The sequence below is a fragment of the Pseudoneobacillus rhizolycopersici genome (assembly GCF_054786815.1).
Map to the genome: position 1 here is coordinate 172,507 of NZ_JBTOOE010000007.1, position 16,895 is coordinate 189,401.

A 16,895-nucleotide genomic window follows, 5' to 3' on the forward strand; every position below is an offset into this window, starting at 1 on the left:
CATTTTCCTCCTATTTTTTAATCGTAAATTGCTTTTTAGCTAGAAATGATGTTGTATAATGACCTTTTTCAAAATCTTCATCCTTTAAAATTTCAAGGAATAGTGGTGCATTTGTTTTTATCCCTTCGATTTTCAACGATTGAAAAAATTTTTTCGATACAGAAAGGGCTTCGGCACGACTATCAGAAAACATAATACATTTAGCAATCATCGGGTCATAGAAAGGGGTTACATTTTGGCCACTCTCATAACCGCTATCTATTCGGGCGTTTATCATGTTTGGCCAATCTAATGTTTCGATTTTTCCAGGTGAAGGAAAAAAAGTGACTGGATCCTCCGCATATAATCGATATTCGATAGCATAGCCAGTTTGTTTTATATCTGCTTGTAATAAAGGTAAGCGTTCTCCTCTTGCTACTCTTATTTGCCATTCAACTAAATCCAATCCGGTAACTGCCTCAGTCACAGGGTGTTCAACTTGTAGACGTGTATTCATTTCTAAGAAATAGAAATTCTCCTCTTCATCAACAATAAATTCAATCGTACCTGCATTTACATAATCAACTGACCCTGCAGCCATCACGGCTGTAGCAAACATTTTTTCTTTCGTCGATTCCGACAAAAATGGTGAAGGCGATTCTTCAATCACCTTTTGATTTCTCCGTTGGATTGAGCAATCCCGTTCAAAGAGGTGAACAATATTGCCCAATCGATCACCAAATACCTGAACCTCAATGTGACGAGCATTTTCAATACACTTCTCGATAAAAACTTCATCAGAACCGAAATAGGTTTTTGCCCGTGTTTTAGTCGACGAAAATGACTTAACGAGCGCTTGCTCATTTTCACAGCGAACCATACCGATTCCACCACCGCCGCCGCTTGCTTTTAACATAACAGGATACCCAATTGTTTTAGCTAACTCGCAGGCCTCATCTTCATTCACTACTCCAACGCTACTCCCAGGTACCACTGGAACACCTGCTTTTTGCATCGTCGTACGCGATACGATTTTGTCACCCATTAATTCAATTGTCTGTGCGTCAGGACCGATAAAAGTAATTCCTGCCTCTTGAACTTGCCGTGCAAAATCAGCATTTTCTGAAAGGAATCCATAGCCCGGATGTATCGCATCGACGTTTTCTGTTTTTGCGATTTCCAATATTAAATCAGTTCGTGTATAAGATTTATTTACTGGAGATTCACCAACGCGAACCGCTTTAGTTGCATCTTTAACAAAAGGCATTTCCGCATCTGCGTCTGAATAAATAGCGATTGTTTCTATATTCATTTTTTTACATGTCTGAATAATTCTTAGCGCAATTTCTCCACGATTTGCTACCAAAATTCGTTGCATTAAATACCCCTTTCTAAAGACATAATTTTCACTTTATTAAATTTCTACAAAGTTCCCCAAATTTCCTTCTTTCATCGAAAACGCTTCCAAATAATTATCAGAAGAATTTTTGTTTTAATTGTATTATAATGATAAAAGAGGATAAAAAGTAAAAGAAAAGGGGGATGTAAGATGTCTTTTGATGTAAAAAAATTAAAAGTAAATTATAAAACCTTAGAGGAATTTAAAAAATTTAAAGAATATGGTCTTCAAGAACTTTCAATGCTCGAGGATTTAGAAGCAAATATTATTGAAAATGATAGTGATTCTCCTTTCTACGGAATCTATTTTGGTAATAAACTGGTTGCTCGAATGAGCTTATATCAGGTAGAAGCACGATTTGATCGCTACTTTAACCCGCCTCAAGATTATTTGGAATTATGGAAATTAGAAGTCTTACCAGATTATCAAGGAAGAGGTTATGGAAAGGCACTTGTTGATTTTGCTAAAAGTTTTGGACTGCCAATTAAGACGAATCCTAGAGTTAAATCGAAAGAATTTTGGGAGAAGCAAGGCTTTACTTCGGTTCATTATGAAGTAGGACGCGATTTAAGTGAAAACCCTCTCATTTGGTGTAAATAAGATAATAATCTAAAAAGGGTCTAAAATTACAGACCCTTTTTTATTTCTCTATTCGTTCTAAGTTTCCGTTTTTATCCATTTGAAACTTCACTTTTGGTTGACGGTCTTCTTCTTGAAGAACAACCATCTTCCTTGCCCGTTCCATAATTTCAATTAACGATCGATAATCATTTTCAATTGTTTTTAACTCTAAGGTAAGTTTTTCATTTTCAGCAGCTAAATGGTAGATTTTTTTTTCTAATTCCTTAATATTATTATGCTGTTTTTTCTTTTCTTCGGACTCTAATTGATAATTTTCTGCTCTTTCATATAATAGTGTTAAATACTCCAGTACTTGCTTAAATGTAATATTAAACTCATGAGTGCTCGGTTCTATTTTTGGTGCTTCTTGTGTTACCTCCAAGTCATCAGTTGTTTCCACAAGAGAATTTAATGGCTTTTTTAATTCCTTCCTTTGCTTCTTGGCTATTTCGATACCTGATTTATATTGTTTACGCACATATGAGTTCCAGCGAAAACCACAGGCTGCGGAAGTTCTCGATAATTGCTTACCTACCTCTTCAAAGGCTTGAAGCTGGGTGCTGCCCTCACGAATATGCCTTAGCACTACTTCTGCTAATAACAAATCCTCATCTTGATTCCATGCATCCTGACGTGTCGAAGACATCATTTATCCCTCCTAAAGTACATTAATACTCATACATATGCACTTACTAGAAAAGATAGACTGTATCTTCTACCATTTATGTATAAATTATTGATTTTTTTCTAAAAAACTAGCCACTTTTTGATGATGCACATCCGTTTCCCAGAGTTTGGCACAATTACGCACCTCGTCAGACATACGTGCCTTTATATTGGTTGCCTCCCATTTCTTAATTAAAATGTTCTTGTAGGAGGTTAGGACATCTGCTTCAAGCGTTAACATATCTTCTAAAAACTTCACACCATTTTCGAGAGGAGTCCCATCATCATAGAGTCCATCTAAAAAACCAAATGATAATAATTGCTTATCCTCAAATATGTTTGCACTCATCAATAGTTTTAGTGCCTTGGACGCTTCGAGTTTTTCAAGAAGCATTGAACCACCGCCCCACCCTGTGGTAATAGCCAATTTTCCTTGAATAAAACCCGCTTTCATTCCTTTTTTCCCTATTCGAAAATCGCAGGCACTAGCTAATTCACAGCCACCACCAACAGCAGAACCATTTAAAATGGCAATGGTCGGTTTAGGAAATATCAATAAACGATATAAAATGCTAGACATTTTGGACAACATTTGAAAAGCCTCGTCCTCGGAAATTAATTGATGAAAAACAGATAGATCACCACCCGAACAAAAAGCCTTTTCACCAGCACCTGTTACTATTAAAGCTTTTATATTCGAATGCAGCCCTAAGTGAAGAAATTTATCTAAACCTTCCATGACTTCATAATTGATGGCATTTCGATATTTTGGTCGATTAATTGTAAAAGTTAAACACTCATTATATTCTTCTATTAAATATGGCTCCATATTATCACCTACGTATTTTTCTCTTTAAATGGGAAAAGCACAAGGGCAAAGGCTCCTTGTGCTTTATATCCTAACGAAAAATTAGTCGTTTACGACTTCTTTTCCTTTGTATGTTCCGCAAGCTTTACATACACGGTGAGCTAATTTCATTTCACCACAGTTTGGGCAACTTACCATACCTGGAACATTTAATTTAAAATGGGTACGACGTTTTCTTTTTGCAGTTTTAGAAGTTCTTCTAAAAGGTACAGCCATTATTCCCACCTCCTTAAAGAGTGTTTTAAGAAAGTATGAAGGCCAGTAATACTGGTTCTTCACTTTGCTTTTGGTTCAACCGATTATGTATCGGAAGAATTATTTTTATCAAAAAATTTTGCAAGCTCTGCTAAACGAGGGTCAATTTTATTTTGTTGATCTATTTCAGAGATAACTTCCCAATCCTTACCGGATTGAGGAGCACCTTTTTCATTAGAAATATCGTCGCAAAATACTTGCATCGGAATCTCAAGCAAGAGGATTTCCCGAATGACCGGATTTAGGTCAATCATTTCTCCATTTACTTGATGAACTTCCTCATCCGAATCAAAACCATGTCCGGTTAAAAGGAAGGTTTCCGTTGTTTCAACATGAATTGGATAATTCACATCAACTAAAGTACGAGAACAAGGTAGAACTAAGTAACCTTCAATCGTTAAATGAAAAGTTATCTTTGTCGAACTAATATCCCCACGACCTTTAACGTGGATTGGTGAAACATTAACAATGTTCGGGTCATCGTTTTTGAGACCCTCCATATTAATGGTTTCATCAATTATTAATTCCTTGTTTCGATATTTTTGTAACTGACTTACTGTCCATTTCAATTGAATCACCCCAAGGCAACAAAGGTAATTATAGCTTTCATATAAATATTTGTCAATATTTTTTCTTTACACTATAATTTGTTTATTATTACTATGAATCTTAACTGATTATCTTGTTAAAAGCTAGTCTCTCCCAAATAAATAAACCTTATGGAAGGAGGATAAACATGAGGGCACTCGGAGTAATTGTTGAATATAACCCTTTTCACAATGGCCATCTTTTTCATCTAGAGACGGCTAAGAGAGACCTTAATCCCGATGTTACCATCGCAGTTATGAGCGGAAATTTTCTACAAAGAGGTGAACCAGCTTTAGTCAATAAATGGTATAGAACAAAGATGGCACTGCTAGGTGGTGTTGACATAGTTCTTGAACTACCATATCGTTTTGCCACCCAAAAAGCAGAGACCTTTGCTTTAGGAGCAGTTTCAATTTTAAACTCTATTCATTGTGAAACAGTATGCTTCGGAAGTGAAGATGGGGAAATTGATGCCTTTCAAAAAACGAGACTGATAATTGAAGAAAATCAAATAAAATATCAAAAAGCAATAAAAGAAACGATTTCGCAGGGTGTAAGTTATCCGACTGCATTAAAAGTTGCTTTTCAAAGATTAGAAACAGCCGAAAATACAGTTGACCTTACCAAACCTAATAATATTTTAGGATATCACTACATAGAGGCAATTGATAAGATTGGCAGCAAGATGAAAGCATTTACGATTAAAAGAAAAAATGCTGAATACCATGATGAACATTTTACTTCTGAAACAATCGCAAGTGCGACTAGCATTCGGAAAGCATTATTATCGAATATACATCAATCAGATATCGGTCAGTTTATACCGGCTTCAACTAGAGAGCTATTGCAACAGTATTATTTTACTTATAAAAATTTTCACCAATGGGAAAATTATTGGCCGTTATTAAAATACCGGATAGTTCAAGCAACCACCTCCGAATTAAAGGAAATTTATGAAATAGAAGAAGGTTTGGAGAATCGACTCAAAAAAGCAGCCATTCATGCAAAATCATTTTTGGATTTCATGCATGCAATCAAAACGAAACGATATACTTGGACTAGACTTCAACGAGCATGTTTACATATTTTAACCAATACAAAGAAACAAGCTATTAACGAGCAAAAAGAATTCCCAACATACTTGCGTTTACTTGGTATGACAGTCAAGGGACAAACTTATTTAAACCACAAAAAAAAATCTTTCAACGTTCCCTTGATTACTAGGGTTTCAAGTGAAAAGGATCATTTTGATTTAGCACTTGATATTAAGGCATCCCAGTTGTATGCCTTCGGGCTGAATGAACCATATCAATCAGAACTTCTTGATATCGAATATAAACACGCACCAATCATTTTGAATAGTTAAAAATCAAAAAGCACCTATAAGGTGCTTTTTGATTTTTTATCAAACTGGAGGTTGGATTGGAAATCCACCGTTAGTCTCTTCGGCAGTTAAAACGGTTGGATTGTAAGCGACACTCCCCATGACGCCTAATGTAAATGCACCAATGACGAAAACAGTAAGTATTAACTTTTTCATCTTAACTCCTCCTTAATAAATTTTTTCTATATATTTTACTGCTGTTTCAAATCGCTCGATCTTTCGATAGTGAGTTGAGAGCAGTCTATAGAAGCGATTGAGATAGTCTGGATGCTCTTTCATTTCTTCCAGGAATGGAACTACCTTTTGTTCAAGATAAGGAATGGATTCTTCATAACTATAAATAGCTTTCAGATAATAAGTCGCCAATAGAGTATATTTTTGATTTGATAATTTTTTCGATAATAGTAAGACCTGATCAAAAACGTTAGCTGCTAAGGATTGATCATCTCTTAAAAAGTGAGTTTCAGCGATAGAGAACAAGGTAAACAGATAATGTATATCTTCACTGGATTGGAGCGATAGACTCTTTTGAAAGTAATGAATCGCATCCTGATAATATCCCATTTTTGACTTAAGATAACCCATGTTATGGTAAACATTTGGCATAAAATGCGTTTCATTTAAGAGCTCAGCGTTTCGAATTAAATGTTGAAAACAACCTAAAGCCTCTTCGTAAATTTTGGTATGGGTGTAATTAATCCCTAATAGCATTAGCGTATGTAAAATACGAATAAAATTATGTTCGTTCATAAAGGATTGTAGTGCTTTCTTTCCAAAATAAATAGCGTGATCGGATTTCTCTAAAGAGCTTTTTACTAATGCCCGATGATAGAGAAGTTCGCCTGTTTCAAACTGGTGATTATTAATTAAAGAAAGCTTTTCTAAGGCAATGTCAGCTTTTGGGTATTGCCCCTTCATAATTAAACATACCGCATTATAGTAATGAAATAAATAGGTTTCATGTTGGGAAAAATTTTTCTTCTGCTTATTTAAAATATTTTCTTGTCTGTCAGCAGCCTGCATATTCCCTTTAAATAAGTAGTATCTGTATTTATATAATTCGTAAGTATAAAGAGAATTTGAAAACGGAACGATATCCTCCATTTCCATTAATTTAGCAAATATTTGATCAACCTGATTTTTTTGGTAGAAGAGGATTTTTTCATTCAAATCCAATAATAGATTTTTAATTTGTTCCTCTTTTTCATGAATTTCAGCAGGGTCAATATTTAGTTTTTCTAGTAATAATGCAATTGTTTCAATATTGGCATCTTTACCGTTGTTTTCGATTTTACTTAAATGAGAGATTGAACAGATGCCCGCTGCTAAGTCCCTTTGTGTAAGCCCTAATTGCGTTCGGAAATATTTAATAAGCGGACCATACTCCATCATTTCACCAACTTTTTCTAGCGATTTACTAATAATAGTAAATGATACCATTTATAGAAAATTTAGAAAATAGGTTCTTTTGCCTATATAAAAACAACAAATTCCAACAACTGGATTTTAATCATATTGGGTTTAATAAAATCAATCGAATATCTATATTTACTAGTTGGGAAAATTTATTAGAGGAAAATTTTCAATAAAAAAATGGAGCTCACTAGCTCCATTTTAATAAAATTATTTTTTTGTTGGGAGTTTTTCTAAATAGGTTACGGCTTCCTCAAAGGTATCGACTGGAACAATTTTCATTTTAGACTTTATATCCTTAGCCGTTTTAACAGCAGCCTGATAATTTGAATCCTCTTCACCATTTTCGTTCGGTGCAAAGAAAATTTCTGCACCTACCTTATCTGCTGCAACAATTTTTTGCTCAATTCCACCAATCGGGCCAACGATTCCATCGTTTGAAATGGTACCTGTTCCGGCAATCGCATATCCTTTTGTTAAATCTTCTACTGTTAATTGATTATATATTTCAAGTGAAAACATCAATCCAGCAGATGGCCCACCGATTTCTTCAGTATTCACAGTTACCTTTGGCTTTACTTTAATTTCCTTATCTTCCACTAATTCAATCCCGATGCCTTTTTTGTTTGGAATTTTAGCATATTTTTGGATAGTTAAAGTGATGTTTTTCGTTTGATTGTCACGTTTGATCGTGAGGTCAATTGAATCTCCTACATTTCTTTTATTTACGTAATCAATGAATTCAGTTGATGATTGAAAGCTAGTTCCATCAATTTGGGTAATTCGGTCACCTGGTAATAGTTTACCTTCAGCTGGCATATTCGGAAAAACATTTAACACAAACACACCTTTATAATGGTAATCTATAGGTAATCCCGCATGTTTATACGCAACCTCGATGGCATTTAATTTTGAACCTTCCATTAGATGCAGCTGTCGTAGATTGTATTCCTCATCCGTTTCATTGTTTCCTCTAATCATTTTTTCCGGGTAAATCTCTTGGTATTTTCCCACCTTGGCTAATAAATAAGAATAAATATTAGCCTTACCCATCCGGACAGTTGTCAGCATAAAAGACCCATTTTCGGGGTAGCCATTTTCGACCTTAATAATAGGATGTAGTTCCTTCGCCATACCTGGTTTAGATATATAGTACGGTAAAGTATAAAAAGAACTTGCAAAAAGTAAAATGATAATTAAAATGAGTGGACGTAATCTAAAAATCTTTTTCATTTATAAGGTTTGCCCCTTCCAATTTTTCAAAACACTTCTGATCAATGGCAGTTGATTTTTTGCCTCTTGTTCCCCTATGCCAATTATTTCTTCAATATTGGTAAAAGATTTGGAGCTGTACATTTGAACCTGTGGTTGAATCATGACATCGGAGGCAATCTCACGGTAACTCACTAATTCCTTTTGCATGATATCGATACTTTGCATAATCACATCAAATATCGAAGTAATTTCTGCATCGCGCTTTACTTGTGAAACATCAACGGCAATAATAATATCTGCTCCCATTTCTTTTACCACTGATACAGGGACACGATCGGATACTCCACCATCAACTAAAATACGGTTATTCCATTTTTCAGGTACAAAGATACCAGGTATGGCAATACTAGCACGAACCGCATCTGCAACTGGTCCCGTTTTGAAAACTACTTTTTCACCAGTTATTAAATCTGTAGCTACAATCGAAACAGGAATATCCAATTGTTCAATATTTTTATTTTGTGTAAAAATCCTTACTAATTCTTTTACCTTTTTCCCCGCTATAAAACCCATTTTGGGAACAGTAAAATCTAGATAATATTTGCGGCGAAATGCCGTGGATAACCGATAGAGTTGTTCTAATTCAATCCCAGCTCCATAGAATGCTGCAACTAATGCCCCCATACTGCTACCTGCAATCATATCAATTGGAATACCCTCATCCTTTAACACTTTAATAACTCCTAAGTGGGCGAATCCCCGCGCCCCTCCTGAACCAAGCGCTAACCCAATTTTTGGCCGTTGCAAGGAGTTCCCCTCCTTTTTTTGTTATACCCTTATAGAGATTAGGTTTAGAACAATCTTATGGTCTAAATTTCATTTCTATGAGTATATTGTGATGTAGGGACAAGGTGTTTATATTAAGCGGGAATTCGAAGGAGTCAATCATTTTTTAATATCTCATATTTTAACATTCTTTTCGATTTAATGCATAATTTATGAGTGGAATCAAGGAGGGCTTTTATATTGTGGCGTTCAAGACTTAAGACTTTATTTTTAGCCGTTTCAGTCACAATCATGGCTGCATCGCTAATCGTTTACCCGGATGAATCCTTTAAAGCCTCCATTAGAGGATTAAATATGTGGTGGGAAATTGTTTTCCCCTCTTTATTACCTTTTTTTATCATATCAGAAATGTTAATTGGCTTTGGTATTGTAAAATTCATCGGGGTTCTCTTGGAGCCCTTTATGAGGCCATTATTTAGGGTTCCAGGTGTTGGTGGTTTTGTCTGGGCGATGGGGATGGCATCAGGTTTTCCGGCTGGCGCAAAGATCACCGCAAGACTCCGAGAGGAAAAACAAATTAGTCGGATAGAAGCTGAGCGATTAGTTGCATTCACAAATTCCTCAAATCCTCTATTTATATTTGGTGCTGTATCAGTGGGTTTTTTTAATAATGCTCAGTTAGGAATTATTTTAGCACTTTCTCATTATATCGGGAATATTTGTGTCGGATTAATCATGCGATTTTATGGGCGGAACGATATTGAGGAACAGAAAAACGAAAAGAATAAATCAAAATTTCCGATTCGGACGGCCATCATTGCCTTGCACCGAACTCGAATTAAAGACAATCGCCCTATTGGAAAACTACTAGGTGATGCTGTAACATCGTCGATTCAAACATTGTTAATGATTGGCGGATTTATCATCTTGTTTTCTGTCGTTAACAAGATTTTATTTAATCTTCACTTTACAGCCTTTTTCGCGAATTTATTTGAAATTGTATTAAAAACCTTATCTATACCTGATTCATTAAGCATACCACTCATATCCGGCCTGTTTGAAATCACCCAGGGCAGCCAATTAGCTAGCCAAGTTCAGGATGCTTCCTTAATGCATATGGCTGTTATCACAAGTTTTATACTTGCCTTTAGTGGATTTAGTGTTCAGGCACAGGTGGCGAGCATTCTTGCTCAAACGGATATACGTTTCCAACCATTTTTTATTGCACGAATAATCCATGGAATATTTGCTAGTATTTTTACGATTGTATTTTGGAAGACCATATATGAACGTTTTTATCATATCGAAAAGCCTTCACATGCAATTCCGGTTACCTTCTACGGAGATGGATCATGGATTCATAGTTGTGTCTATTTATTAAATAAATTTGGACCATTATTTACGCTAATCTGTATGAGCTTTTACATTCTGATTTTAACAAAAAGATTGATTGACCAAAGATAAAACTGGATATAAAAAATGAACAATAACCAAAATTAAGGTTATTGTTCATTTTACTTTTAATTATTAAATTTCTGTTTCAATGCGTTTTGAACCGGTACTGGTACTAATTCCGAAATATTTCCATTATATTTTGCTACTTCTTTAACAATACTTGAACTCAAAAAAGAATATTGATTGTTTGTCATAACAAAAAACGTTTCAATCTCCTCATTTAACACACGGTTCATAGAGGTAATTTGCATTTCATACTCAAAATCAGACACTGCCCTTAATCCCCGTAAAATGGCATTTGCATTTACACTTTTGGCATAATCCACTAACAATCCCTGAAAAGAATCGACCTTTACGTTTGGGATATTCTTTGTTGATTCAACAATTAATTCCATTCTTTCATCCACGTTAAAAAGTGGATTTTTTGATGAATTATTTAAAACCACTACATATACTTGATCAAAAACCTTGGCACCTCGTTTAATAATATCTAGATGTCCAAGTGTAATCGGATCAAAACTTCCCGGACATACAGCAATACTTGCCATTTTTCTTATCCCCTTTTATATGCTGTTAAATTGATAGATTGAAACCCCAATAACTCCATATTGTTCCTTCCTAACCATGTTTAATGAACCTACTTCATTCGGAAGAATCACATCTGCAGAATGCTCACAAACGACCATTCCACTATCAGACAAAATATGTTCCTGACTAATTACCTCTAATAGTTTGATTAATTGTTGTTTTTTATATGGCGGGTCAAGAAAAATAAAGTCAAACTTGATGTCTCTTTTCACAATTGCCTTCAAAGCTCGATCCGCGTCATTTCGATAAACCTCGGTTTTTTCTTCTAAATCAAATAAAGCAATATTTTCTTTAATAATTTGTAATGCTTGCTTATCTTTATCAACAAAAATAACCTTATCAAGCCCTCGACTTAAGGATTCGATTCCTAAAGAACCACTACCAGCAAATAAATCTAACCCTAATCCACCATCGAAATAAGGTCCAATCATATTAAATATAGCTTCCTTTACTTTATCTGTTGTCGGTCTTGTATTATTTCCTGGAACTGCTTTTAAAGTTCTACCTTTATAAATACCAGAAACCACCCTCATCATTTATCACCACTTACTATTCGACAATTTTCTTTCACCAATATCCTACCACAACAGGTCTTTTTCAGACAAATCGAAGAAAAGAACATTAATTTTGATAAAAAATGGCTCTACATGTATAGACAATCATTTTATGGAAATAATGTTAGTAACAGCATCTATCGAGGATGTTGTTGCCAACCGCGGAGAAGACTTACGTTTCCCCATAAGTTCTTCCTCCGGTTTCTCCTCTCCCTTTGCCTTCTATCCTTATTGAAGAAGGATATAGAAGGGCCCTGTTTCCGAAAGGTTACAGGGTTTTTTCTTTATAAAATGCTTTATAAAAAGAAAAGATGGGGAGTCCCCATCTTAAATCCCCATTTTATAGTCGTACTCCTTTGCTTTATCCGGAGATTTGTTTTCATATTCCATTTTTAAAAATGGTTTATATGAAGGCTCGACTTTTTTCACAAAAGAATAGCCGTTTAGTTTTTCGATATTTTGATCAATATCGACCTGATTGCAATAAATCACAACATACTTTAATCGTTTTGAAATAAAATGAACATTCCCAAATTTTCTAAGCATCTTAGCTTGTTTTAACGAATGAAGCCAAACAATCAATCCTTGACGTTGACCAAACATTGACATACTCCTTTAAATCCGATTTTTTAATTTAGTCTAGCACATTATTTTAGATTTAGGCAATAACTATGACAACCAAAAAATCCCTTATCAATTTGATAAGGGATCCATGTAGCTACGAACATCCACAACTACCACCAGAGCCACAACCTCCAGTAGTGCAGCCTGACCCTGATTCAAAAAAAGGATTACCGGAAGGAACTTTCACATGCTCTGAAACTGATTTAGCAATAATCATACTGACTTGATCTAATAAGTCCTGTAAATCATTTTCTGCCCTTTTAAACGCGGCAACATTTGCATCCAAGTCCATTTCCCGTTTTGCATCCCTAATTTGACGCATCAGCCTGTTATAATCTGGATGATATTTTCCAAACCTTTGAAGTTCATCATATTGCTCTTTAACTTTAACAAAAGTTTTAATTTTATGTTGCGACTCCTTGTTGGCATTTATTTTATATAGAGAAATTTGATATTGCTCGACAATATCAGACTGGAGAATCATTTTAGATAATTCTTCTGCTTCGTCAAGCAGTAAGATTCTTTCGCTTGTAGCAAGCATTTGCCCACCTCCATCAATATTTTAACACGATGAAAAAAAAAGCGAAAGTGTAGCAACCTTTTCTACGGAATATTAACAATGATTTCCCTTTTAAAAGATGTCTTATGTCCATTTTCGTCAACGATTTGTAAAAAAATTCGATGAGTCCCGCTCTTAAGATTTTTCAGAACAAACGCAGCAGTGGATACTTCCTTATACAATTTTCCATCAAGATAAATAAGTAGTGTACCGGATTCCGCTCTACTTCCTTCTTTATCTTGGAAGGTGAAATTGCGAATCATACATTCAATTTGAACGTCGTTTCCTCTAACATAGGGCCTAACTATAAAGATTCCAGTGAGGTTTTTATTAGGTTTATTAGAAAGTTGTGCCGCTGATACGGTTAACGGTTTTGTTTCCGGTTCAGGGATATCCTTCTGACATGCCACAATAACACTGGTTAACACTAAAGCTAAAAGAAATCGAATCCCCTTCATCGCCATCACTCCTTATGAGGTTATTCTTTTCTTTAATAAAGGATTTTATGAAAATAAAAAGGCCCCATTCAACTGGGTACCTAAGAAGATTGATTATTCATTGCTTGAAACATGTGCATCATCATTGATGCCATTTGTACACCATTAGAAAATTTTTCGACCTGATCGGGAATGGTCTTACGGAAAAATTGTAAAGATGCAATTTCAAATGCTTCTAGTTCATTTGGGTTCCTAGAAAGTTTCCGATACCAGTCTGGTTGTTGCCTAATATATTCCCTTAAGTCCTTTCTCTCTTGTAGATATTCAATAATCTCTTTTCGCACCTATTACACTCCCCTTTTTGCGGTTCCTATCAGTCTTTGCGGAAGGAAAATGGGTTTGCTGGTCCTGATGATGGCTTCGGTGTCTGAGGCGGCGGTGAAGACTGGAATTGTGATAGGATTCCCTGAATAGCACCTAGCGCTTGACTTGCTTGGTAAATATGTTGTTGAATTTGGTTCATGTCCATGGTTTTTATATAATCAAATATTTTTGTCATTAATTCAGGAGATTTTTCATTGTCTGTTTTATTTTCATTTTTTGGAGATTTTAATCCCTCCCTAAAGGGTTCCCATCTCGGATCTTCTTCTCCAAGGAGATACCATTCCTCATATAACTGCTGCCAGGTGAATTTCCCACTTGTAACTTCATTACTTATTTTTGGATGTTTTTTTACAAATTCCTTAAATTTAATCACGGTTGGATGGAGTTTTTTTTCGGTCAAAGGTATCACCTCTTTTTTTCGTTCATTTGCCTATATTAGAATATGACACCCTGCTTAGAATGGTGAAAAAACAATCCATTAATGATAAAATAACATTCAGAAAAGGTTAAATGAGGTAACGATATGGTAACAGCTATTTTAATACCCATCATTTGTTTTTATTTTTATTGGCTATCGAAAAAGGAGATAAAAGAAAACGAGCAGAAATGGTTGAATTTAAATGAAATAGTCGAGGAAGCTATTCTAAACGGAAAGATCATCCAAATAGATGAATATAAAAAGCGATTTTATTACCATCGATACATTCGCGTAATAGATATAAAATTACAAACGGAGACTAAAATTCTAAACGTTAAAAGGATAACTCCTTATATAAAGCCGATTGAATCGGTTCCATTAAGGACAGGCGATAATGTTAAGCTTTATGGAAATTGGAAGGAAAATGAATTTCACTTTTTAAGATTTGAACCTATTAAAATAAAGGAGCATTGATAGCTCCTTTATTCGTCCTGTTTTTGTATAAAATTTTGGGTATAATATTTGTGATATACTCCAACACCTAGATGGGTATAATCCTTATGAAGCATTGTTTCCCGATGGCCTTTACTATTTAGCCAGCCTACTACCACAGAGGGACCGTCAAGGTAATGAGCAGCAATATTTTCACCAGCGAGCTGGTAAAAAACATTAGCAGCCTCTAAACGATCTTTTAGCTCTCCATAATTTTCAGAGGTGTGTGAAAAAGTTTTCGTTTCATACATATCTAGACTATGCCCTTTGGCAACTCTTGAAAGTTCTACATCCCATTGGAGCTTATTGATTTCGTGCCTTTCCCTTAGGATATTAGTCAAGTCAAATATTTGTTGCTCTGTCGCTTGTTCAATTTTCTCCCATTGGTCATCTTGAATTTCTTCAGGTTGGAGTAATTCTCCACGATAAATTAGTTCATAAGGTCGATGTTTAATTAGACTTTCTGCATCTAAAAAACGAATACTCGAAAGTGTCCCGGAAAATTTATCAAAATATAATTCTGCAAAAATATTTTCAAATTGAATAAGCGGCCTCATATTTACATCTGTGTCATTTAATTCAAAACGATAAGAACTATCATCCAACTCAATATCAATTTCTGTTTCAATAAAGACAGTCGAAAAAATTTCTTCTATCGGTTGTCCAATTTTAAAAGGAGAAATATCAATTTCGTTTCCGATAACATAAGCGTTAACCACTTTTCCATTTTCAACACCTACCTGTAGATAATGACTGTCGTCAGAATGGTAAATATACCATTTATATCCAAAGTAAGATGGGTCAATTCTCGAAGGGCTACCGAGTTGTTTTTGTAATTCATTAATATTTTTACCTATAAGAGTTGAGATTCCTTGCTTCGGTCTACTTGACGTCGAATAATTTGTATTCTTTTTGTCTATTAGATTTGATTGATGATTTTTGGAAGGGATTAATTCATTTTGAATTAGAATTTCATTTTCTTTATCTTGGAAAAAATTCATATAAAAACCTATCGTAAAAAAAACAGCTAATAAAATTAATATCCGAATAAGTCCCCGCAGCGCCTTGCCTCCTCTCCAAATAGATGCAAGCCTATGATAAGAATATTATAACATTATTAACCATAATTTTGAGAAATTATAAAAATAAATAAGACGCCAATTGGCGCCTTTTTGTTATTGAAGTCCATTATATCCCGGCTCTGAGATTTCTGATAAAGCGTCCCCAGCTTGGTCGTCTGTTAAATCCCTAATGGCTAAATCACCAAGTGATACGATTCCGACCAAACGGTCATTCTCCACGACTGGTAAGCGTCTAATTTGGTTTTTAGCCATAAGCTGTGCAGCTTCTCTCGTACCTGTATCAGGTGATACGGTAACTAAGGTATCGCTCATAACATCCTCAACTTTAGTTGAACCTGGATGTTTTTCTGCAACACCGCGAACAACTATATCCCGGTCTGTAATCATGCCTACTAGTTTCTCACCGTCAACAATCGGAATTGCCCCTACATTCCACTCCTTCATTTTATTAGCAACCTCGAATACATTATCCAAAAGCGTACAACATTCAACATCGTCTGTCATAATGTCACGAATCTTTTCCATCTTTTTCCCTCCTAAAAATGATTATTCCATGAAGGATAAGTTCTCTTATCATTAAAATAGAATTCCCTACTTAAAAAATCTTATCCGCTGATTGCAAGTTCAACATTTTTCTACTATTATTAAGTTTGAGATACAAAAGTGTTCGCTTTCATAGAAAAGCGAGTATGATGGAGGGACATTTATGAAATTTGAAAATTCTGGCTATGAAAGCATCAAAGCTGAATTAGTACGTCTTGATGACGTCATGCTTAATTATGGCCTTGTGCGTGAAGGCCAATGGGATTATGAACGTGTTACATACGATCGCAAATTTGAATTAAAAGAAGGTACTTTTTATCTTCGTGTAATGGGTTATGCCGTTGAAGGTGATATCGATTCTGGTAAAGCACTCATTCAATTAATGAAACCTTTACTTGGAAAACATTATTATCCTCACGGAGTAGAATATGGTGAAGGGGAAAACTTCCCTAAATCACTGGTTAGTCAGTGCGAGAAACTCCTTACAGAGATGAAAGCCGAGATAGAAAAGTTTGCAATTTAGAAAATAAATAAAAAAGACGCAGGAAATGCGTCTTTTTTTGTTGTTTATTCTATTTAAGCCAT

23 protein-coding genes are annotated in these 16,895 nt (G+C 35.0%); 5 read left to right on the forward strand and 18 right to left on the reverse strand.

What is annotated here, in order from left to right:
- Positions 1–10: 10 nt before the first annotated feature.
- Entirely contained in the window at positions 11–1,357 is a 1,347-nt protein-coding gene (locus tag ACX9YW_RS10085; RefSeq protein ID WP_460345727.1) for an acetyl-CoA carboxylase biotin carboxylase subunit, read from the reverse strand.
- A gap of 171 nt (positions 1,358–1,528) precedes the next feature.
- Between ACX9YW_RS10085 and ACX9YW_RS10090 the strand changes: the two genes are divergently transcribed.
- Positions 1,529–1,978: an N-acetyltransferase gene (locus ACX9YW_RS10090; protein ID WP_460345729.1), complete on the forward strand. Its 450-nt coding sequence runs from the start codon at positions 1,529–1,531 to the stop codon at positions 1,976–1,978.
- A gap of 40 nt (positions 1,979–2,018) precedes the next feature.
- Here ACX9YW_RS10090 and ACX9YW_RS10095 read toward each other — a convergent pair whose 3' ends face one another.
- The 4 genes from ACX9YW_RS10095 to ACX9YW_RS10110 all read right to left on the reverse strand — a co-directional run bounded on the left by ACX9YW_RS10095 (position 2,019) and on the right by ACX9YW_RS10110 (position 4,357).
- The gene (locus tag ACX9YW_RS10095) at positions 2,019–2,645 is read right to left on the reverse strand and encodes an RsfA family transcriptional regulator (protein ID WP_460345906.1); all 627 of its coding nucleotides are present in this window, start codon (positions 2,643–2,645) and stop codon (positions 2,019–2,021) included.
- 87 nt (positions 2,646–2,732) lie between these two features.
- Positions 2,733–3,494 carry an enoyl-CoA hydratase/isomerase family protein gene (locus tag ACX9YW_RS10100; protein WP_460345732.1) on the reverse strand — a complete coding sequence of 254 codons (762 nt, stop codon included), beginning with the start codon at positions 3,492–3,494 and terminating at the stop codon, positions 2,733–2,735.
- 81 nt (positions 3,495–3,575) lie between these two features.
- Positions 3,576–3,749, reverse strand: coding sequence for a 50S ribosomal protein L32 (gene rpmF, locus ACX9YW_RS10105; protein WP_040204800.1), 174 nt, complete (start codon positions 3,747–3,749; stop codon positions 3,576–3,578).
- Positions 3,750–3,832: 83 nt separating this feature from the next.
- Entirely contained in the window at positions 3,833–4,357 is a 525-nt protein-coding gene (locus tag ACX9YW_RS10110) for a YceD family protein (RefSeq protein WP_460345735.1), read from the reverse strand.
- A 167-nt stretch (positions 4,358–4,524) separates the two neighbouring features.
- Between ACX9YW_RS10110 and ACX9YW_RS10115 the strand changes: the two genes are divergently transcribed.
- Positions 4,525–5,742, forward strand: a complete 1,218-nt coding sequence (locus tag ACX9YW_RS10115; RefSeq protein ID WP_460345738.1) for a nucleotidyltransferase — start codon at positions 4,525–4,527, stop codon at positions 5,740–5,742.
- A 39-nt stretch (positions 5,743–5,781) separates the two neighbouring features.
- Here the strand turns inward: ACX9YW_RS10115 and ACX9YW_RS10120 are convergent, their stop codons facing one another.
- The 4 genes from ACX9YW_RS10120 to ACX9YW_RS10135 form a co-directional block, all read right to left on the reverse strand.
- Entirely contained in the window at positions 5,782–5,916 is a 135-nt protein-coding gene (locus ACX9YW_RS10120; RefSeq protein ID WP_460345741.1) for a hypothetical protein, read from the reverse strand.
- 12 nt (positions 5,917–5,928) lie between these two features.
- Positions 5,929–7,152, reverse strand: a complete 1,224-nt coding sequence (locus ACX9YW_RS10125) for a helix-turn-helix domain-containing protein (protein ID WP_460345744.1) — start codon at positions 7,150–7,152, stop codon at positions 5,929–5,931.
- 231 nt (positions 7,153–7,383) lie between these two features.
- Entirely contained in the window at positions 7,384–8,406 is a 1,023-nt protein-coding gene (locus ACX9YW_RS10130; protein ID WP_460345747.1) for a SepM family pheromone-processing serine protease, read from the reverse strand.
- Positions 8,407–9,195, reverse strand: a complete 789-nt coding sequence (locus ACX9YW_RS10135; RefSeq protein WP_460345750.1) for a patatin-like phospholipase family protein — start codon at positions 9,193–9,195, stop codon at positions 8,407–8,409.
- Positions 9,196–9,414: 219 nt separating this feature from the next.
- On the opposite strand from ACX9YW_RS10135, the gene ylbJ reads away from it, so the two are divergent.
- Complete coding sequence (gene ylbJ, locus ACX9YW_RS10140) at positions 9,415–10,638, forward strand: sporulation integral membrane protein YlbJ (protein ID WP_460345753.1); 1,224 nt, start codon at positions 9,415–9,417, stop codon at positions 10,636–10,638.
- 56 nt (positions 10,639–10,694) lie between these two features.
- Here the strand turns inward: ylbJ and coaD are convergent, their stop codons facing one another.
- The 7 genes from coaD to ACX9YW_RS10175 all read right to left on the reverse strand — a co-directional run bounded on the left by coaD (position 10,695) and on the right by ACX9YW_RS10175 (position 14,175).
- Positions 10,695–11,177, reverse strand: a complete 483-nt coding sequence (coaD, locus tag ACX9YW_RS10145; RefSeq protein ID WP_460345756.1) for a pantetheine-phosphate adenylyltransferase — start codon at positions 11,175–11,177, stop codon at positions 10,695–10,697.
- A 15-nt stretch (positions 11,178–11,192) separates the two neighbouring features.
- Positions 11,193–11,750, reverse strand: coding sequence for a 16S rRNA (guanine(966)-N(2))-methyltransferase RsmD (rsmD, locus tag ACX9YW_RS10150; protein WP_460345909.1), 558 nt, complete (start codon positions 11,748–11,750; stop codon positions 11,193–11,195).
- Positions 11,751–12,098: 348 nt separating this feature from the next.
- Positions 12,099–12,374, reverse strand: coding sequence for a YlbG family protein (locus tag ACX9YW_RS10155; RefSeq protein ID WP_460345759.1), 276 nt, complete (start codon positions 12,372–12,374; stop codon positions 12,099–12,101).
- A 115-nt stretch (positions 12,375–12,489) separates the two neighbouring features.
- Positions 12,490–12,936, reverse strand: a complete 447-nt coding sequence (locus tag ACX9YW_RS10160; RefSeq protein ID WP_460345762.1) for a YlbF/YmcA family competence regulator — start codon at positions 12,934–12,936, stop codon at positions 12,490–12,492.
- A gap of 62 nt (positions 12,937–12,998) precedes the next feature.
- Entirely contained in the window at positions 12,999–13,412 is a 414-nt protein-coding gene (locus ACX9YW_RS10165; RefSeq protein ID WP_460345765.1) for a hypothetical protein, read from the reverse strand.
- Positions 13,413–13,492: 80 nt separating this feature from the next.
- Positions 13,493–13,735, reverse strand: a complete 243-nt coding sequence (locus tag ACX9YW_RS10170) for a YlbE-like family protein (RefSeq protein ID WP_460345768.1) — start codon at positions 13,733–13,735, stop codon at positions 13,493–13,495.
- Positions 13,736–13,764: 29 nt separating this feature from the next.
- On the reverse strand, positions 13,765–14,175 hold the full coding sequence (locus ACX9YW_RS10175) for a YlbD family protein (protein ID WP_460345771.1): 411 nt from the start codon (positions 14,173–14,175) through the stop codon (positions 13,765–13,767).
- A gap of 123 nt (positions 14,176–14,298) precedes the next feature.
- Here ACX9YW_RS10175 and ACX9YW_RS10180 point away from each other — a divergent pair, with 123 nt between their 5' ends.
- Complete coding sequence (locus ACX9YW_RS10180) at positions 14,299–14,667, forward strand: hypothetical protein (protein WP_460345774.1); 369 nt, start codon at positions 14,299–14,301, stop codon at positions 14,665–14,667.
- An 8-nt stretch (positions 14,668–14,675) separates the two neighbouring features.
- On the opposite strand, the gene ACX9YW_RS10185 is transcribed toward ACX9YW_RS10180, so the two are convergent.
- Together ACX9YW_RS10185 and ACX9YW_RS10190 are read right to left on the reverse strand one after the other, a co-directional pair.
- A complete protein-coding gene (locus ACX9YW_RS10185; protein WP_460345777.1) occupies positions 14,676–15,686 on the reverse strand; it encodes a CAP domain-containing protein in 1,011 nt (336 codons plus the stop codon).
- Between the two features lie 174 nt (positions 15,687–15,860).
- Positions 15,861–16,292: a CBS domain-containing protein gene (locus ACX9YW_RS10190; RefSeq protein WP_460345780.1), complete on the reverse strand. Its 432-nt coding sequence runs from the start codon at positions 16,290–16,292 to the stop codon at positions 15,861–15,863.
- A 181-nt stretch (positions 16,293–16,473) separates the two neighbouring features.
- On the opposite strand from ACX9YW_RS10190, the gene ACX9YW_RS10195 reads away from it, so the two are divergent.
- Positions 16,474–16,833 (forward strand): YugN family protein, encoded by a 360-nt coding sequence (locus ACX9YW_RS10195; RefSeq protein ID WP_460345783.1) that lies wholly within the window; start codon positions 16,474–16,476, stop codon positions 16,831–16,833.
- The last annotated feature ends 62 nt before the right edge of the window (positions 16,834–16,895 follow it).

What these genes read in the sequence shown, in the direction of transcription:
- ACX9YW_RS10085 (WP_460345727.1), bottom strand. Translation starts at nt 1,357, where the DNA reads ATGCAACGAATTTTGGTAGCAAATCGTGGAGAAATTGCGCTAAGAATT.
- ACX9YW_RS10090 (WP_460345729.1), top strand. Translation starts at nt 1,529, where the DNA reads ATGTCTTTTGATGTAAAAAAATTAAAAGTAAATTATAAAACCTTAGAG.
- ACX9YW_RS10095 (WP_460345906.1), bottom strand. Translation starts at nt 2,645, where the DNA reads ATGTCTTCGACACGTCAGGATGCATGGAATCAAGATGAGGATTTGTTA.
- ACX9YW_RS10100 (WP_460345732.1), bottom strand. Translation starts at nt 3,494, where the DNA reads ATGGAGCCATATTTAATAGAAGAATATAATGAGTGTTTAACTTTTACA.
- rpmF (WP_040204800.1), bottom strand. Translation starts at nt 3,749, where the DNA reads ATGGCTGTACCTTTTAGAAGAACTTCTAAAACTGCAAAAAGAAAACGT.
- ACX9YW_RS10115 (WP_460345738.1), top strand. Translation starts at nt 4,525, where the DNA reads ATGAGGGCACTCGGAGTAATTGTTGAATATAACCCTTTTCACAATGGC.
- ACX9YW_RS10120 (WP_460345741.1), bottom strand. Translation starts at nt 5,916, where the DNA reads ATGAAAAAGTTAATACTTACTGTTTTCGTCATTGGTGCATTTACATTA.
- ACX9YW_RS10125 (WP_460345744.1), bottom strand. Translation starts at nt 7,152, where the DNA reads ATGATGGAGTATGGTCCGCTTATTAAATATTTCCGAACGCAATTAGGG.
- ACX9YW_RS10130 (WP_460345747.1), bottom strand. Translation starts at nt 8,406, where the DNA reads ATGAAAAAGATTTTTAGATTACGTCCACTCATTTTAATTATCATTTTA.
- coaD (WP_460345756.1), bottom strand. Translation starts at nt 11,177, where the DNA reads ATGGCAAGTATTGCTGTATGTCCGGGAAGTTTTGATCCGATTACACTT.
- rsmD (WP_460345909.1), bottom strand. Translation starts at nt 11,750, where the DNA reads ATGAGGGTGGTTTCTGGTATTTATAAAGGTAGAACTTTAAAAGCAGTT.
- ACX9YW_RS10155 (WP_460345759.1), bottom strand. Translation starts at nt 12,374, where the DNA reads ATGTTTGGTCAACGTCAAGGATTGATTGTTTGGCTTCATTCGTTAAAA.
- ACX9YW_RS10160 (WP_460345762.1), bottom strand. Translation starts at nt 12,936, where the DNA reads ATGCTTGCTACAAGCGAAAGAATCTTACTGCTTGACGAAGCAGAAGAA.
- ACX9YW_RS10165 (WP_460345765.1), bottom strand. Translation starts at nt 13,412, where the DNA reads ATGAAGGGGATTCGATTTCTTTTAGCTTTAGTGTTAACCAGTGTTATT.
- ACX9YW_RS10180 (WP_460345774.1), top strand. Translation starts at nt 14,299, where the DNA reads ATGGTAACAGCTATTTTAATACCCATCATTTGTTTTTATTTTTATTGG.
- ACX9YW_RS10185 (WP_460345777.1), bottom strand. Translation starts at nt 15,686, where the DNA reads ATGAATTTTTTCCAAGATAAAGAAAATGAAATTCTAATTCAAAATGAA.
- ACX9YW_RS10190 (WP_460345780.1), bottom strand. Translation starts at nt 16,292, where the DNA reads ATGGAAAAGATTCGTGACATTATGACAGACGATGTTGAATGTTGTACG.
- ACX9YW_RS10195 (WP_460345783.1), top strand. Translation starts at nt 16,474, where the DNA reads ATGAAATTTGAAAATTCTGGCTATGAAAGCATCAAAGCTGAATTAGTA.